Annotated in this window: 19 protein-coding genes and 2 pseudogenes; 14 read left to right on the plus strand and 7 right to left on the minus strand. The window is 38.3% G+C overall.

All coding sequences use genetic code 11. The features are described 5' to 3' along the window. Positions 1 to 27 precede the first annotated feature (27 nt). The 12 genes from HMPREF0014_RS13770 (at position 28) to HMPREF0014_RS13825 (ending at position 6,137) form a co-directional block, all read left to right on the plus strand. Positions 28 to 831, plus strand: a complete 804-nt coding sequence (locus tag HMPREF0014_RS13770) for a DUF2303 family protein (protein ID WP_004886702.1) — start codon at positions 28 to 30, stop codon at positions 829 to 831. 85 nt (positions 832 to 916) lie between these two features. Next, entirely contained in the window at positions 917 to 1,177 is a 261-nt protein-coding gene (locus tag HMPREF0014_RS13775) for a hypothetical protein (RefSeq protein ID WP_000350171.1), read from the plus strand. Positions 1,178 to 1,235: 58 nt separating this feature from the next. After that, positions 1,236 to 1,565 carry a hypothetical protein gene (locus HMPREF0014_RS13780; RefSeq protein WP_001072362.1) on the plus strand — a complete coding sequence of 110 codons (330 nt, stop codon included), beginning with the start codon at positions 1,236 to 1,238 and terminating at the stop codon, positions 1,563 to 1,565. After that, positions 1,562 to 1,933 (plus strand): hypothetical protein, encoded by a 372-nt coding sequence (locus HMPREF0014_RS13785; protein ID WP_001260060.1) that lies wholly within the window; start codon positions 1,562 to 1,564, stop codon positions 1,931 to 1,933. Before HMPREF0014_RS13780 ends, HMPREF0014_RS13785 begins: the two co-directional genes overlap by 4 nt. Before the next feature lie 170 nt (positions 1,934 to 2,103). Continuing rightward, on the plus strand, positions 2,104 to 2,784 hold the full coding sequence (locus HMPREF0014_RS13790; RefSeq protein ID WP_004886695.1) for a DNA polymerase III subunit epsilon: 681 nt from the start codon (positions 2,104 to 2,106) through the stop codon (positions 2,782 to 2,784). A 12-nt stretch (positions 2,785 to 2,796) separates the two neighbouring features. Beyond that, the gene (locus HMPREF0014_RS13795; protein WP_020992243.1) at positions 2,797 to 3,825 is read left to right on the plus strand and encodes an ead/Ea22-like family protein; all 1,029 of its coding nucleotides are present in this window, start codon (positions 2,797 to 2,799) and stop codon (positions 3,823 to 3,825) included. 137 nt (positions 3,826 to 3,962) lie between these two features. Then, on the plus strand, positions 3,963 to 4,253 hold the full coding sequence (locus HMPREF0014_RS13800; RefSeq protein ID WP_000986113.1) for a hypothetical protein: 291 nt from the start codon (positions 3,963 to 3,965) through the stop codon (positions 4,251 to 4,253). Further along, positions 4,254 to 4,619, plus strand: a complete 366-nt coding sequence (locus HMPREF0014_RS13805) for a hypothetical protein (protein ID WP_000434519.1) — start codon at positions 4,254 to 4,256, stop codon at positions 4,617 to 4,619. A gap of 5 nt (positions 4,620 to 4,624) precedes the next feature. Beyond that, positions 4,625 to 4,912: a hypothetical protein gene (locus HMPREF0014_RS13810; RefSeq protein WP_000655910.1), complete on the plus strand. Its 288-nt coding sequence runs from the start codon at positions 4,625 to 4,627 to the stop codon at positions 4,910 to 4,912. Then, positions 4,909 to 5,295, plus strand: a complete 387-nt coding sequence (locus HMPREF0014_RS13815) for a hypothetical protein (RefSeq protein WP_006581312.1) — start codon at positions 4,909 to 4,911, stop codon at positions 5,293 to 5,295. Before HMPREF0014_RS13810 ends, HMPREF0014_RS13815 begins: the two co-directional genes overlap by 4 nt. Next, positions 5,292 to 5,867 (plus strand): DUF262 domain-containing protein, encoded by a 576-nt coding sequence (locus HMPREF0014_RS13820; RefSeq protein ID WP_000060039.1) that lies wholly within the window; start codon positions 5,292 to 5,294, stop codon positions 5,865 to 5,867. Before HMPREF0014_RS13815 ends, HMPREF0014_RS13820 begins: the two co-directional genes overlap by 4 nt. Beyond that, the gene (locus tag HMPREF0014_RS13825) at positions 5,868 to 6,137 is read left to right on the plus strand and encodes a hypothetical protein (RefSeq protein ID WP_000910238.1); all 270 of its coding nucleotides are present in this window, start codon (positions 5,868 to 5,870) and stop codon (positions 6,135 to 6,137) included. A 5-nt stretch (positions 6,138 to 6,142) separates the two neighbouring features. Here the strand turns inward: HMPREF0014_RS13825 and HMPREF0014_RS13830 are convergent, their stop codons facing one another. Beyond that, the gene (locus tag HMPREF0014_RS13830; RefSeq protein ID WP_000773622.1) at positions 6,143 to 7,405 is read right to left on the minus strand and encodes a tyrosine-type recombinase/integrase; all 1,263 of its coding nucleotides are present in this window, start codon (positions 7,403 to 7,405) and stop codon (positions 6,143 to 6,145) included. A gap of 613 nt (positions 7,406 to 8,018) precedes the next feature. Between HMPREF0014_RS13830 and HMPREF0014_RS13835 the strand changes: the two are divergent. Further along, positions 8,019 to 8,990: pseudogene (locus tag HMPREF0014_RS13835) on the plus strand (PepSY domain-containing protein); the annotation flags it as partial. A gap of 32 nt (positions 8,991 to 9,022) precedes the next feature. Here the strand turns inward: HMPREF0014_RS13835 and HMPREF0014_RS13840 are convergent. The 3 genes from HMPREF0014_RS13840 to HMPREF0014_RS13850 form a co-directional block, all read right to left on the minus strand. Further along, positions 9,023 to 10,669 carry an IS66-like element ISAba17 family transposase gene (locus tag HMPREF0014_RS13840; protein ID WP_001094416.1) on the minus strand — a complete coding sequence of 549 codons (1,647 nt, stop codon included), beginning with the start codon at positions 10,667 to 10,669 and terminating at the stop codon, positions 9,023 to 9,025. A 74-nt stretch (positions 10,670 to 10,743) separates the two neighbouring features. Continuing rightward, positions 10,744 to 11,079: an IS66 family insertion sequence element accessory protein TnpB gene (gene tnpB, locus HMPREF0014_RS13845; RefSeq protein WP_000618090.1), complete on the minus strand. Its 336-nt coding sequence runs from the start codon at positions 11,077 to 11,079 to the stop codon at positions 10,744 to 10,746. After that, a complete protein-coding gene (locus HMPREF0014_RS13850) occupies positions 11,076 to 11,504 on the minus strand; it encodes a transposase (RefSeq protein WP_000364662.1) in 429 nt (142 codons plus the stop codon). Before HMPREF0014_RS13850 ends, tnpB begins: the two co-directional genes overlap by 4 nt. An 82-nt stretch (positions 11,505 to 11,586) precedes the next feature. On the opposite strand from HMPREF0014_RS13850, the pseudogene HMPREF0014_RS25420 reads away from it, so the two are divergent. After that, positions 11,587 to 11,973 (plus strand): annotated as a pseudogene (locus HMPREF0014_RS25420) (PepSY-associated TM helix domain-containing protein); the annotation flags it as partial. 60 nt (positions 11,974 to 12,033) lie between these two features. On the opposite strand, the gene HMPREF0014_RS13855 reads toward HMPREF0014_RS25420, so the two are convergent. Genes HMPREF0014_RS13855 through HMPREF0014_RS13865 form a run of 3 tightly spaced genes read right to left on the minus strand, consistent with a single transcriptional unit; the run spans position 12,034 to position 16,212 of the window. Further along, the gene (locus tag HMPREF0014_RS13855) at positions 12,034 to 13,062 is read right to left on the minus strand and encodes a spore coat U domain-containing protein (RefSeq protein WP_004886679.1); all 1,029 of its coding nucleotides are present in this window, start codon (positions 13,060 to 13,062) and stop codon (positions 12,034 to 12,036) included. Next, positions 13,053 to 15,461 carry a fimbria/pilus outer membrane usher protein gene (locus HMPREF0014_RS13860; protein ID WP_080594613.1) on the minus strand — a complete coding sequence of 803 codons (2,409 nt, stop codon included), beginning with the start codon at positions 15,459 to 15,461 and terminating at the stop codon, positions 13,053 to 13,055. Before HMPREF0014_RS13860 ends, HMPREF0014_RS13855 begins: the two co-directional genes overlap by 10 nt. Before the next feature lie 40 nt (positions 15,462 to 15,501). Beyond that, positions 15,502 to 16,212 carry a fimbria/pilus periplasmic chaperone gene (locus HMPREF0014_RS13865; RefSeq protein WP_004886675.1) on the minus strand — a complete coding sequence of 237 codons (711 nt, stop codon included), beginning with the start codon at positions 16,210 to 16,212 and terminating at the stop codon, positions 15,502 to 15,504. Between the last annotated feature and the right edge of the window lie 61 nt (positions 16,213 to 16,273).

Below are 16,273 nucleotides of genomic sequence, written 5' to 3' on the forward strand. Positions count from 1 at the left end.
TTTATCTCAACTAAAGGAAAGACCTTCATGTCTGAAAAAATCGAAATCGAAAAATTTTTAGGTTTAGCTAAACCTGTAATTCCACTTGAGCGTGGTCAACTTGTAGCTTTGCATCATGACTATAGTGTTATAGCTGCTGAAAAATTTATGGAAGCTCGCTTCCGTCCTCATGGTGAATTTACTACACCAACATTTAATGACTTTAAGGATTTTGTAGTTGCTGAAGGCGGTAAAGATACACCAATTTTTGTTAATCAAAATGACGTAAAAGCTATTGCAGTTCTTAACTTCCATGGTGAAGGACAAACCCAAGGGCATTGTGACTATTTAGCTTCTCTATGCCTAGAATCAACTGTGGTGTGGAAAAAATTAAATCAACTTAAAGACCATAAGTTAGATCAACGTAACTTTGCTGTTTTCATTGAAGATTGGGCTCAAGTACTTAATGCATTTGATGAAAATAATAATGCTATTGATATTAAAGATGCCCTTGTTGCAGTACGAAATATGCAAATTGAAGCATCGACTACTAGTAACGCTGAAGTAGAAAACACACGTCAGGTTCAATCTGAAATGGCCCAAATTGCGGCGTCAGCTAAAAAAGGCGTATTACCTGCTTATTTCACCATCCAAGATTCAGCTTACTTAGGTCTTGCAGAACGAGAAATCAAATTACGTTTAATTGTGAATAGCACTGGCAGCACACCTCAGTTTGCCATTCAAATTGTCAAAGAAGAGTTATTACGTAATGAAATTATTGAAGATTTCAAAGAAAAAGTAATAGCTTTACTTCCTGAGAACCCTGTTCGAATCGGGTCATTTAAATCTTAAGAAATAAAAAAAGCCCTGAAAACTTTGGACGGCTATCGGGGCTTTTTTCAACCAATACTACGTAATCGTCAAAAGGTGAACTCTCATGGATCACTACAAAGACAAAGTTATAGACGAACAAGGCTTGATTAGCGTTTCGGAGGCGTTACGAGCTATGGCTTGTGGTCGTGTTATTCAATGTTCAAGTAAAGACTTTCCAAATTGGAAGGACATGGAAATCACAAATATTAATGCGAAAAATTTAATTGATGAAGAGCGCATTAATAAAAACGGCTTTAAGTACAGATATAAACCTTCGCAAATGTCTGTAAATGCTGAGCTAACAAAAATGAAAAAGCCTCAATGACTTTGGACGGCTATCGAGGCTTTTTCTACCAATACTGTACGTATAAAGGCAAATTATTATGAATCAGAAATATATAAACAGTCAATCTGCCCCATCTACACCTATTTGTTTCGTGCCTGAACTTAGCGGGAATAAAACAAATAAACCAGCTACTTCTAAACTTTATCAGCATCCATCAGCAGAGGATCTAAAGTTTAAAAAAGATAGTAAATGGCCGTATGTTTTATGCTTCCTTATATTTAGTGCATTAGCTATTGCTTTCCTTTATGCATGTGATGCAGAGGCTCAAGTGCGTGAGCAGAAGACGCAACATTGGCAACAACAATTTAACTCAGGCGAACCTGTTGATGTTCAAGTACATGTAGTTAAATTAGGTGGTGCACAATGAGAACAAACTATTTACGAGGATCTAAACGTTACGAAAATAATCTGAATGGTCAAGTAAACCATAAATCAACTTTCCGTGAATTCGTAGGGAAGGATGAAGAACATGGTTTATACAAAGTCCGTCTTGGCTATACAGTTTATGCTGCAAATCACACTTTAACTCGTGTTTATACGGTTAATGAAAACAATGAATTAACTCCTGTTTCACAATATACGTTAAATACAAAAGAGTGGATTTTACGAAATCTAGAAACCGAAATTAAATATCGTAGAGGACGTGAATTAGGTCAAATTCTTCAAAAAACGCACATACCTTCCCCTGACCGAAAAGCTTACAAAATTCGTCGAGGTTTTCTTGGTACACGCTAGTTGGGGATATTTATGTTAGTTATTAAATCTTTTCGTGTGATTTATGGTACTTGTCCAAGATGTACTAATGACAAATGCACTTTAGGTGTTAGTCATTCTGGCTCTGGTGCTCAATGGGAATGTCACAACTGCGGCTTTTGCTGGCCTAAAAGTTAAATGGTGCGTGATCAATGAAAGCAATTATTTTAGATACGGAAACCAACAAATTAAATGGTTATCCAATTGAAATCGCTTATGCGCCTTTTAGCTTAGAGAATGGTCAATTGTTAGTTCTAAAAGATGAGGTTTTTAACCGTTTCTATTCTTGTCCTGAACCGATTGATTTAGAAGCAATGGCTGTACACAACATTATTGAAGCGGATATTGAAGGTCAACCAAGTTGTGAAACATTCCGGTTACCCGAAGGTGTTGAATTCATTGTCGGCCACAATATTGATTACGACGTAAAAGCTCTAAATAAATGTGGACCAGCAATTAAGGCAAAGACTATATGTACTTTAGCTTTAACAAGGGACGTATGGCCTGATTTAACAAGTCATAAATTGGCTGTTCTGTACTATTTCGTAATGAGTAACCGTGAAGAAGCACGCAAGCATTTAAGACATGCACATTCAGCACGGGCGGATGTTTATTTTACTGGGATTATCCTTATAGCTCTAATTGAACGACTGGGAATTAAAGACCTTAATTCTTTATATCTTATGTCTGAAGCAGTTCGTTTACCCAAAATAATGACTTGGGGTAAACACAAAGGAACACCTCTTAAAGAATTACCGCGCCCATATATCTCATGGCTACTGAATAAAGAAGACCTTGACCCACATTTGCGTAAAGCGCTTCAAAATATTTAAAGGTTAGCAACTATGAAACCTACTCTATTTACGCCTGAAACATGGGCGGAGTTTACCCAACAACTCAAAAATTCTTGGGAAAATGATAACGCTGGTACAGATTCACCTATTTTCGTTGTTCAATCAAAAAATATTGTGTGGGGTTTAGACCCTGCAAGCGATTCAGTTGAAATTACGAATATTGTAGATGTAGATCAGGAATCAAAATATAAATCAGTTGAAGAGTTTTTTGATTCACTAAAAGCTGCAGAAAAACATGATTTAAATGGATTGGCTATTGATGAAGAAGATGAGCTTTTCCTCGATGTAAAAGCTTCTACTCAAATAAACATTTTATCTGATTGGAATGAACGCAATATTCATATCTGCCATGGTAAATATTTTTGGGAAGATGTTAATTGCCATCTAACTCGTTCAGCTGCAGATGCATTTATTAAACGTAAATCGCATGATTTCGGTGAGTTGCGGGTATTTGTTAAGTCACTTTATTGGTGTGAGGAGTTTAAGAATTTACTTAACGCAATTATTAGCGGTGAAGTAGGTTTGACAAGTATAGATGACGACAACATCCTAAACGTTTTGGGACCAATTGAACCCAAAGCAGATAAAGAAATTAACTCAACTCAAGCAAAAAAATCTGCGAAGAAGGCCAATAACAAAGAGGAAAATTGGACTCGTTACCATAATGACAAACCTGTTGAGTCTCCTTTAGCTGGCCTTATTGAAAAGCTAAAGAAAACTAAAACTGCAGATGCAGCTAATAGTCTCATTGAGGAAACGAAAGACTGGTCTTCTGAAGATCAAAAATCTTTTTTAACTGAGTTAAATAAACACTTAGTCATTATTGCTGGTCAATCAAAAGAAAATATTTCTATTGGGGAAAAGATCAGACAAGCAAAGGACCTGACTACATTAGATGCCCTTGAAATTGATATTTCTGAAGCTGATGAACGTATTCAAGAACGTCTAATGGAGCTGATTGTAAAAAGAAGAAAAGAACTTGAGGTTGAAGGTAACTTTTTATTGGAGTCGCCTCAATGATTCAAATTTATAACAGCAAAACTAGAACATTTACTGTGATCGGTAAACGAACCCAAGTTTTCTTAAATATTTCACTTAATGAAACAGAAGCTTTGCTCTTCAAAGCGAAACTTAAAGATTCTATTTGGAGAATGTAAATGATGCGTAACATCCCAGACTCTTTGTCGCTTCCGTTCACAGTATGGATGTGTGAAAACGGATTTTATCCATCTCATAAAAATGGATTCATGGTTTTAAAACGTGGCAAAGAAGTAGCAAAGATATCAATGAATGAAACAAAATACGGTTTCCCAATGAATGATATTTGCCAAAAGAAATTTGCCTCGTTCTGCAGAGCATGGATGAACAGAGATAAACACTTTATTGAACAATTACGTTTGCGTGGTTTAGCAAGATTAAATCAAAGAAGTTATCAGTTGGTGGCGTAAATGGAACAGGAATATAAAGGGAACATGAACTATCCCTTTCAAGACCATATTGTTCTAAATATGGAGGAAAATATTGTTAATTTTCCAAGCTCTAACCTACGTAAGTGCCAGCATATACAAGTCGAAATTGATAGCAAGGCTTTAGAACTTATTTGTATGAAATGCAAGGCAAAAGTTAATCCCGTAATCTGGATTAAAGATACTTTGAAATATTGGTCAAGACAACAAACTCAGATAACAGAGCAGAAAAAGCAGATTAAAGAAGATCTTGATGAGCTCAAAAAGCGGGCTCGTACTAAGTGTCAACACTGCCAAAAAATGACTGCTATCAATCTGAAAAATTATAAATTTTCAATTATTGGATGACCTATATGAAAGATGTTAATACAGAAATTACTCCGACTTTATGGTGCGTAAATATTCCTGAAGAACCTGAATCTAGCCCCATTTTACATCCGGTACCTACTCAAAAAATTGGTAAACAGCTTGTTTACCGACTTAAGAAAGAAGCCTTACAAGCTTTTCCAACAGTCGGTCAATGCATTGCTGATGCTATTACTTTTGAGGAGTGGCAAGGAAGCAAAGAAGACCATGAAAAATATCTTCAAGACAACAAAAACTGGTGGTTAGAGACAACTTTTTTGGGTGAAGGCGGATGATAGATTTGAATAAGGAAAGAGTGGCATTTGAAGAAGCTTATTTGAGTGTTGGTGGTAAACAGCGTGAACTTGAATTTGAAGGCGGAGAGTATACAAATTCAAAGTCACAGCTAGGTTGGGATTTATGGCAGATAAAAGCCAAAGTTCAGGAAGTAGCATTACCTGAAACACGAGCAGTAACTTTAACCTGCGCCGAACTGAAAGATGCCTTTGATTTTGGAGCCCCTGATGGTGAGAAAGATCAATTCCAGATGGAAACTGAAATGACCATCAAATGGCTCCAAGATGGTTATGACGGTGAAGGATACTACTGTTGGTATGCTGATTTACCTGAGGAAGGTTGCATTAAGTTGGGTGTTAGCGAATCGGGAGCTGAGGGATGAGTTTAACACCTGATGAGTTTCGGCAGATTGTTAATCCATTGGAACGCCCCACAAGAACTTGGCACTGTAGTTTTTCTTATCTTGAAACGTGGTTGCATTGTGAGAGTGAAGATATTCCGCATGGTGTAGAACTGGTACCCGATTTTCAACGTGGGCATGTGTGGACTAAAAAACAGCAAACAAATTATATAGAAAACGTCTTGAGGTTAATTGTAGATGAAAGCGGATTAACAATTCGTTTCAACTGCCCTTCTTGGAGAAAAGAGAGAGCAAAAGATTGTGATCTTCTTGATCAAATGGTGTGTATTGATGGCTTACAAAGATTAACTGCCATTAGAAGGTTTATTGCAGGTGAATTAAAGGTCTTTGGTCTTAAGTTTGATCAACTTCCTAAAAGGCAAATATTTAGAGATTTGCAGATTGTGGTGAAGATGTATGACTTTCAATACAAGGCAGATTTACTAAAGTTTTACTTAGATATTAATGGTGGCGGTATAGCTCACAGTAGATCTGAATTAAAGAGAGTTAAGGCAATGTTAGAAGAAGTTAAAGCGGAAAGTAAGGAGGGGTAAATGTTAAAAGATCTGAGAAATCTATCTGATGCAGAGCAACAAGAATATTTGGATCGCTTCATAATGGCTAATGAAGAACAGAAGTTTCCTCAAGAAGTTGTGGCACTTTATTTAGATTGCTCGCCTTGGACATTAGCTAGAATGCGTTGTGATCAATCATCACTGCCTTTCTCGAAAATTGGGAGACGTGTTTCATATAAAAAGAAAGACGTTTTGAAGTATGAGCAAAGCAAGACTGTGCTTAATACAGCACAGCTTGCAACAGTTTAAGGCGGTTAAACCGCCTTTATTTCTTTTAATCTTTCTGTCCAAACAGATTGGTAGTTGAAGCAATCAATCTTTCCTTGATAAACCGCCTCAATCATATTCATCGAAGCTCTTAATTCCTCATCTGGAATTTGAACATAACCACCTGTCACATCAATTCTTGGTTTAGCCGTGTGATTAAGAAGTCTTTTTGTCACATAAATATTAAATCTTAAAAGGTTGCATATAGTGGCAAATGTACGACGGAAATCATGCATTGAAACGTAATAGTCAACTTCCTTACCCACTCTATTCAATAATGTATCTACCTTAGTTGCATGCATATTCCACGAAGTAGGCATCTTAGTAGCTGGGAAAACCCAATCGTTTTCTCTTAATAACCAACGTTCACGCAAAATACTGTGTAGATGATCACCAATAGGAAAAGTATGATCTGAACCATTTTTGGTATCTCTAAAAGTTAAGGTACCATTTTTAATATCTACATCAGCCCACTTTAGACAACATGCCTCCTGTTTACGGCATCCCGTATACATGCACATCAATACGATATCCCGATGCGTGTTTGACCTAGCAGTATTTTCCAGATTCAACTCATCTTCATAATGAAGCACCGCATTGTAATATTTGTGAATGATGTCTTTATGGAGATGTCTATCCCTACTTGCTATTTTATTCCAACCTCTTGTTACGGAAATAATGTCAACTGGATTACTTTTAAGGATCGGGTTCTCATCTGTTGAATAAAGAACATGAATATACTTCCATAAAGTACCTAAAAGAGATACAGCACCATTTGCTGACGACTCACTTACTTCTGATACCTCAATAAATCGATCCAATACTTCTTGCTTAGATATCTGGAAAAGCTTTTTGTTGCCCCACCCTAAATATAAATCAAAGTATTTATGGTATTGCCTAATTGTTTTCGGCCTAAAGTCATTTCTATCAATATAAATTTGAAGAGCTTCATTCACTGTAATATCTAAAGGATTAGCAACATTCTTTAATTTGATAGGCTTTTCATATTCATTGTTTGAAATTTTCGCCAGAATCATCTGAGCTTTTGCTCGAGCATTTGTTGCAGGAATATCGGTGGTTTTACCAATTGTCACTCGATAGAGTTCACCTTCATGCCTCCTTTCAACAATATAGGTTTTACTTTTATTAGTTACCCGAACAGCAAAACCGATCAGTTCTGCATCTCTATATATTTTTTGACCTTTTTCAGTTAATGGAATAGCATCAACAGTAGATTTGTTGAGTTTCATGTCTTAAACCTGTTTTAGCGAACTTTGATTTAACCATGTTTCTCAACAGTCTACAAATAGTCTACAAGCGTTTTTAGTTAACCATAAAATACGTCATTTTCTAAAAATAAACCTTTGTTTTAATTCACTTTAATAAAAATACAAAAACCACAGGCGTATTATAAAAAAAGTAAAATCCACCGAGTCTGGTTTGAATTGTAAGTGATGGGAGCAACTGATAAACCTTATATCTTCAATAAGTTAGAATTTCAGATAATTGTATGTATATCTACATTAGCCTTACTCGCAACTCAACAATCTACACACACAACCTCAAAAAGATGCATCATCAATTGCATATTAAGTAAGAATACACATCAATTTACTGACCGGCGCAATTCTATCATCTAGATAAAAAACTAATAGCTTTATTGCTTTTTAAATACAAAGCATAAAGCTATCACTATCAATCTTTAATCAAATTTTAATCTCACTTCTTCAATTTTTAGGTCTAGATAATCAATTTATTAAAAGGCTTTTATGTGAAAAGTTTGGCTATAGATAATTAAACAATGGGTAACTTTATTTAAAAGTAGATATACTTCACGCCAAAGTTTGTTCGATACTTCTCAAAATGCCTAACACCCCTAGCTTTTGGCGCAGTCTTTTCCGTCTCGTACATATTTACGCTGGTATTTTTATTGCCCCATTTATATTTATTGCGGCATTTACAGGTCTTCTATATGCAGTTACTCCTCAGATAGAACAATCTATCTATAAAGATGCACTATATGTTCAGCCTTTAAATAAAGATATGCACCCACTAAGCCAACAGGTTGAAGCAGCAAAAAAAGCGATGCCCGAATCTGCACAAATTACAGAAGTTAGGCCGGCACCAAGTTCCATACAAACAACACGAGTCATTTTTTCTGATAAAGCTCATCATTTATATAACGAAGCTATTTTTGTAGATCCTTATACCCTTTCTATCAAAGGTCAGCTTGCTGTATATGGAACCAGTGGAGTATTACCATTTCGCACATTCTTAGATCAATTGCATAGTAATTTATTACTTGGAAAATGGGGACGTTTTTATAGTGAACTTGCAGCAAGTTGGCTCGGCATTTTAACTCTGACCGGATTATACAGTTGGTGGAAACGTCGTCAAAACTTCAAAATTAGACAAACGCGGAAAAACTATTTATTAAAGTGGCATAGTTCTATTGGCTTGACCTTATTACCACTTTTATTGTTCATTGCGATTACAGGCCTTACATGGTCCCAATGGGCCGGTGATAATATTCGTATTGCTCGTCAATGGCTAAATTGGCAAACGCCAACCTTAGCCACAACTTTAAATAATGCGCCATTATCAAAAACACCTCATGATGAACATAAAGAACATCATGGTATGGTCATGGAGACTTCGAATTTAGAAATCATGCCAACCGAATTCGATTCTGTATTAGCAATTGCTAGAGCAAATGGAATTCATTCAGCACAAATACAAATCAAACCTCCTGTTGATGCAAACCAAGCTTGGACTGTTACTGAACTACAGCGCAAATGGCCAACACAGGCAGATAGTGTGGCTATTGATATACATCGTAAGCATCCGCTGAACGCCATCGCCAAGTTTTAACGGGGTTCAGGTTTCCAGCGGTGAGGTAGTAATTCTTCTATTTGAGGCACTTTATGTGTTGGCAACCTTTTCAGCACATCACTTAAATAGGCATACGGATCCAAGCCATTCAGCTTTGCTGACTGGATTAAAGTCATGATATTGGCAGCTCGTTGACCACTGCGCAGCGAACCTGCAAATAGCCAGTTCTTACGCCCCAAGGCCCAGGGACGCATTTGGTTCTCTATCCAATTATTGTCAATGGGTAGATTGCCATCATCCAGATAGCGGCTTAAAGCAGTCCAACGTTTTAGGCTGTAATTGATCGCCCGGGCGGTTGGAGAACTCGATGGCACCGTCAGTTGATGTTGGTTGAGCCATTCATATAGTTGTTGCATGACCGGTTGACTATGCTGTTGTCGGTATTCGCAGCGGTCTTCCGCTGTACCATCCGTCTTTTTTCTTAATTCTGCTTCTATCGCATATAATTTCTGAATCAGCACTAATGCCTGTTCAGCGACCTGACTTTTCTTGGTCACATGTAGTTCATGGAATTTACGACGTGCATGTGCCATGCAGCCCACCTCAATGACCTGACCTGATCTAAAGCGTGCTTTATAACCACTGTAATCATCACAGACCAAATGACCCTGCCAGCCTTTCAGGAAGTCTTCAGCATGCTGGCCAGAACGGCTATCTTGAAAGTCATAGATCACTGCCTGAACTGGATTGTACTGTGTGCTGGCATAGGCCCAGACATAACCTTTTTTGGGCTTTTTCTCATTTTCACCCATCTGCATGACCGTCACCGGTGTTTCATCTGCATGGATCACCTGCTGTTGCAGTACCACCTGTTTTAAGGCATTGGCCAGAGGTTCCAGTTCCACCCCACAGCGGCCAATCCAGTCAGATAACGTTGATCTAGACAGATCAACACCTGCGCGTAGAAAGATTTGACGTTGACGGTACAAAGGCAAATGATCGGCATACTTTGACACCAGCACATGGCTAAGCAATTCAGGTGAAGCAATGCCTTTATCAATCACATAGGCTGGCATCGCTTGCTGAGTCAGAGTGTCACACTGATCACAGACCCATTTACCACGCACATGCTGTTCCTTATAGAACTGTGCCGGTCTGAAATTCAGTTTTTCACTGACATCTTCACCGATACGACGCAAGGTACAGCCACAACTGCATTGTGTTGATTCAGGTTCATGCTCAATACGGAGGGTGTGTAGATGATCTGGCAACAGCCGACGTTTAGGTTTGTTGACTGGGGCTTTCTGTGCAGCTGCATTGGTTTTATCTGCATTCAGTCGTTCCAGTTCCAGATCAACCGCTGCAATATCTTCTTCAACCGCTTCATCCCAGAGATGGATTTGTTTTGCGGTTAGATGTTCATTTTTACTGCCGAATTTATGCTGTTTAAATAGTGCAAGCTCATGCTCGTATTTTTGATTGAGAATAGAAAGATGTTGAACTTTAGAATCTAATTGCTGATTGGTGACTTCAAGATGTTGAACTCTGGCATCTAATTGCTGATTTGATTGTTCCAGTTGTTGTTTAGATTGTGCCAGAGACTGATGCTGCATCGCCAACTGTCTGGTAAATTCCAGCAGTTGTTCATGGGTCAGTTGGCTTAAATCAGGCAGCGTATTCATGACCGCAGTATGCCTGAGGTCATGATGCAGAGGAAATAGAACGTTTGGAGAATAGCAGAATGGATGAGCCTGGTTTAGAGCATTGTTACCACTTGCTGCAGTCCGATTCTTTGCCAGGGCAAACCCTGGATCAGTGCCTGTAACTGCTCCGGGCTGATCGCCATACTTTCACCCTGGTGAACTTTAGCCCAGTGGAATTTCCCCTGTTCCAGCCGCCGGGCACACAGCCAGATACCCAGTCCATCATGCACCAGCACTTTCATACGATGGCCACGCTTATTACAGAACAGGTAAGCGCAATGCGGTTTGATGTAGCCAAAGGCTCTCAGCACCTGAGCCATGGCTGTATCCATCCCTGCACGCATGTCCATCGGCTGGGTAGACAACCAGATCTCATCAATACGAATCATTGAGTCAAACCCTGGATCAGCAACAGTAATTCAGTTACTGACTCCACCGGCCAGTCGATCTCGATCATCTGATCCCTTGCGGAACTTGGTGCCTCATGTAATGGAATCCTGATATGAGCGACAGCTTTCTTCTCTGGCACAGGTGGTAGAGGTGCTTCTTGTTTGACTGGAGTCGGGTGAAGAATGACCGGAAGAAAGTCAGTCTGTGGAATGGATGGGGTTTTTAATGCAGGGGGCATTGATCTGGACTGACGAATCCATTTATGTAGCAGATTGGCATTGATCTGATGTTGCATTGCTACCTTGGCCACTGATGTATCTGGCTGCTGGCATTGCTGAATAAGTTGATGTTTAAATTCAGCTGTGAAGGTTCGACGGGGCTTTTTTAGCGTTGGTGCACTGTCTATAACTGTCTTTAAATCCATAAATAGGTGTCCACTTAAATTTAAGTGGACACTATCGCGGTATTAATGAGTTAGAAAAAGTGGGGTTCAGCGGACGCTTACTATACATCAACACAAAGTCATCGATAAACTAGCTTTTAAAGATTATTCATTATTTGCAAAACTTACACGTTGGGGAGTCGATGCTCATATTGGCGTATTATTTGGATGGGTCAATCAACTAGTACTCGCTTTATATGCACTCGGGCTATGTTTTATGATTATTTATGCATATAAAGCTTGGTTTAAAACCTCTAATTTAAAAATTACGACTAGCCATTTTGTAAGCCAAACTTTATTGGTCTGGAAGCGCGCAACCAATCAACAAAAAATAATCACGGCCCTTACACTTATTATTTTAGCAATTATTTTGCCCATTTTCGGATTTAGCTTATTAATCACACTAGTGATATTACTAATACGAAAACAAAGCTCTTTAAACACTAACTAAAACTCATGATACTTGCCAACTCACCTCCTTACTTTAAGTGAATAGTGAGTTGGCAAGTAACTAATAAGTCACCGTAACAACTATACTATCTGAATAGTTACCAGGTGTACTTGAAATAGCTGTTCCTTGTGGAATTTTTCCATATACATTTGAAATTTGACTAGTGCCAGATCCTGTCTTTGACACTCCTCCAGAACCACCCACAGCAGTTATACCCCCTGTAGTATCCCACACTGTACTATACGCAGTATCTTTATATAACTGATAAGGAATGTATTGACTGCTTCCATTGGTCATACGTCTAAATCCACCGCTTATACGATTATTGCCGTCCCCCAAGTAAATGCTATAAGGTGTTCCATTGTTGCAAGTTGCATTAATCGCACCTTGAGCCGTGTAGTCACGGCTAGTTGTACCAATATCACTAATATTGCCAAAATCAACATTTGAGGTAGAGTCTAATTGGCAAAAACTCGGTACAACATAGTTAGCCGTAATAGTCGTATTACCTGAGTCCCAACCACCACCACTATCACCTTCACATACGGTACTTGAACTTGCCTGCATATCCCAATAGAGCTGAACTGTACCTATATACGTTCCTTTAGGATAAGCAACTAGCGTTCCCGATCGGGCTGGCACTTTTATATTTACGGAATAACTAACAATATTATTTGTCGCGACTGTTTTGACCGGTCCATACCAAACATTGGAGGTTTGAGTGGTAGTCGAAGAACCTGCTCCACCTACAGTTGCCGTAACTGTATAGGGTAATGTCACACTACTATTCGCGGTAGTAGCCCCTGTAAATACGGTCTTCATACACATATAGGGGGATATTTCTGGAGTAGTCTTCCCACCAAGACAGCTAATGGTTCCCGAAAAATTAATAGTTGCATCACTATTAATATTTGCTGCTGTATATGTATAAGTACTATTTGTAGTTCCAGTTACTGTACAAGCAGCATGTGCCGAACTTAAAAAAGCATAAAGCACAAATAACAGTAAACTAGCTAAAACATACTTTAAAGCAGATGAATTTTTTTTGGCTAGCATGTAGGAACTATGACTTACGATACTTATTGACATACATAAGGCCCTAATTTTTTAGCACTGTATTGCTTACTTTCATAAGTGAAATTAATTTGACAAGTACCATGATCGAGAAGATCTACTTCAAGTTTGTTTTGTCTTAATAAGTTTGGAACGAATACTTCACCATCGTAGCCCACTACAGCATCTTGCTGTCCATTAATTCGAACGCTATAGCCTGGTAATAATGGTGTATTGTTTTTATCAACTATTCTCACCAAGCCTGAAATAACCCGATGTGCACCAAAGTCAACCAAGGTTCCTTGACGATAGCCCACAAGTGCGGTCTGATTGGTAGTCGTCACATCCCATTCCAATGGTAAATAAGATGGATCTAGATAAATATTATGAGATTGATACGGTCTTAAATTAGCAATTAAGAATCTTCCCGACTTATCAGTTTCTCCTAAATTTACTCCACCATTTATAATCTGGCTTTGCGGTCCGGCATTGGTGACAACAGCATAACCTTCCCCTATTTCATTGGCCGCAAATATACGTCCTGCCGCCGCAACCAACGATCCGGTCGCTGAAAGTGCAACCTGGTCATTATCCCCAATTCGGTTATAACGACCTGTCAGATACGCAGCCCTTGCTCGATAAGAACCATAGATCGATGCATTGTTAGTATGCGCATCCTGATCTCGCTCTACATATCCACCCCATCCAAATGAGCCAATGTGTGGATCACTAAATCCATTTACTTCTTGTCTATACGTTGTTTTACCACTGTCATTAGAAAAACTTGTTATTGAATTAACTTTTGTAGATGGCGTATAGCGCAGCGCAAAGTAAATGCCATAGTCCTTATGGTTTTCATAATCTTTATAAGCTGAACTATAAAAACCCCAGTTCTTGTTTAAACTTCCGCTTAAGTTGGCAGACAGTAACTTATACGAGTTATCACTGTACTTGATCTGGTTATAACCGACATAAACACCATAGCCTGCATAAAAGTTATAGTTAATCCCTGCCCTAATAATCTCATCTGCCAGCGCGCTATAGCTAAGATAGTTCTGTGGCTCAGCACTAATCTGGTTTTCTTTTAAATATCGGATTTGAGATACACGGGCCAGATCAAAGTAGTTATCAAATACTTTGCGGTAACTGGTGTTAAATGAAATATTCTTGCTAATACGCCCTTCTAAACCGATCAGAGTTGAATAGCCGTTTTCATCCTTATACTGACTAGCAGCAATGTCGGCATTAATCACCCCCACACCAAACAAATTCTTGGCGAAACCTGTTCCTACGTTGGAAAGACCATCTGTTGAGGCTTCCACACCCCCACTTAAGGTTAGTGAATTGCTATAACCATAACGAATTGCACCAGAGGCAAAGGTGGCATCATCATAATCGTTTGAGTACAGCCCATAGTTATAGCGTGGAACCCCAACATCTACTGAAAACTCATTTATGCCTTTTGCCAGAATCTTCGATGAAAAGTAGTAAGGTTTTTTAGTAATGATTTGCTGACCTGTGGCATCAGTCGTCACCAGTGTGACTTCATTTCCTGAAATAAACGGCAGCTGCTTAATGTCAAATGGGCCTGACGGAACAAGTCCTGAATAAATCTTTTGCTGGTTAACATATAAGTCCAGTGTTGAAGGCAGTGCCGCCGAACCAGAAAATTGCGGCAACGCCGAGGTAACAATATCACCACGCTGGGTATAGGCACTCGACCACTGGAAACCGGCAAGACGTACACTACTGCCCCAGTCCGAGCTGTTAGAAATAAAGTCACCTAGGGTATATATCCTGACTTTTTCAGGGTCTACATATTGCCATTTACTTTCCAGACGCACCCACTTCTCATGGCTATAGCTCGTTTCATTACTACCGTTATATAAAACGCCTGATGAAAAGTTACCGAGTGCACTATTAAAAATTCCTTCAGCTGAACCTGAGAAAATACTCTCATCATTGGTTATAGTATGGTACAGGCTATAATTCAGGATTGCAGCATTTAAGGGTTTCATTTTCAGCAAGTTAGTGTTTGTAGTCGATTGACCATTTAAGTCAACGGAATAGTCACTCAACATGCTCGAAGGAACTTGCAAGTTTAAAGATTGCTCATTTTCCAGATATTTAAACTGGATTCCTTTAAGTTCATTAATACATACCCATTGACTATCTGGAATATGCTCATCCATTTTTAGCCTTAAAGCTTTTAGGTCACGGGCACGAACATATAACTTTTTATCTTGATCTTGGTGTACCGATATTAAATCAGTAGATGTATTAGAATTGATCGAAATATTTAAAAATAACTGAATATAACCTCTATCAGAACCAGATGCCTGAAAAGCGGAGTTTGTTACTTCCGGAATATTGGGTAAAGCAGCATTGGTGTTATCTTGTAATGATTCAGCAAAAGCATGAATCGGCAAATACATAACACATAAAGCACTTACGAGATATTTCATATGTGCCTCTTTAAAGAGATGCTGGCTTACCGTTAATATTCAATGAAATATTATATTTATGATCAGCTTGAAATTTAAAATCAGAACTAATATTAAAGTTTCTTGATTTTCCGGAAAGAATATAACCATTTACGGTATTTACTTTAATCGGATAACTTTTGTTTGAAGTAGTATCTACAAGCGTTAAATTATTTAACAGTGCATGGCGATTGCCAATATTATTAATGGAAAGATAAGCACTATTTTGTTCTTGTTGTATTGACCAAGTCAGCTTAGTCATCGCATCTTTATTGACTACAAACACAGGCAATGATGAGCGAAGCAATACATTTACACCTTGAGAAGCTTTTCGGCTATCAATAGGCTTGGGTAATTCATCAATAATAATACGGTAGGTTTTCTCACCAGAAATTGGTTCCGGCTTAATTCTAACTACTCGTAAATTATAAGAATCATTAGGTTTTAATTTTAAAAAAGGTGGGCTAATTGCAATATCATCTGTAGGAATTAATTGATCTTGCCCAGCATTTTGAGTCCATTCAAATATACGTACCTGTAAATCAGCACTTTCATTTGACTGGTTATACAAGCTAATTGAAGATGCAGTCTGATCACTCAATATTTCAACATTTACAGGAGAAAGACGTATTGAGGCAGCATTTAACATACTAGGCAAAAATAATAATAATAAACTTGTAGCAACAAAGATATTTTTTCTCATGATTTGCCCAGAATTACTTTTCTCAAATTAAACTTAAGCTAGCTCTTTCAATTAAGAGCTA

Source organism: Acinetobacter sp. RUH 2624 (assembly GCF_000162375.2).
In the GTDB taxonomy this organism is placed as follows: domain Bacteria; phylum Pseudomonadota; class Gammaproteobacteria; order Pseudomonadales; family Moraxellaceae; genus Acinetobacter; species Acinetobacter nosocomialis.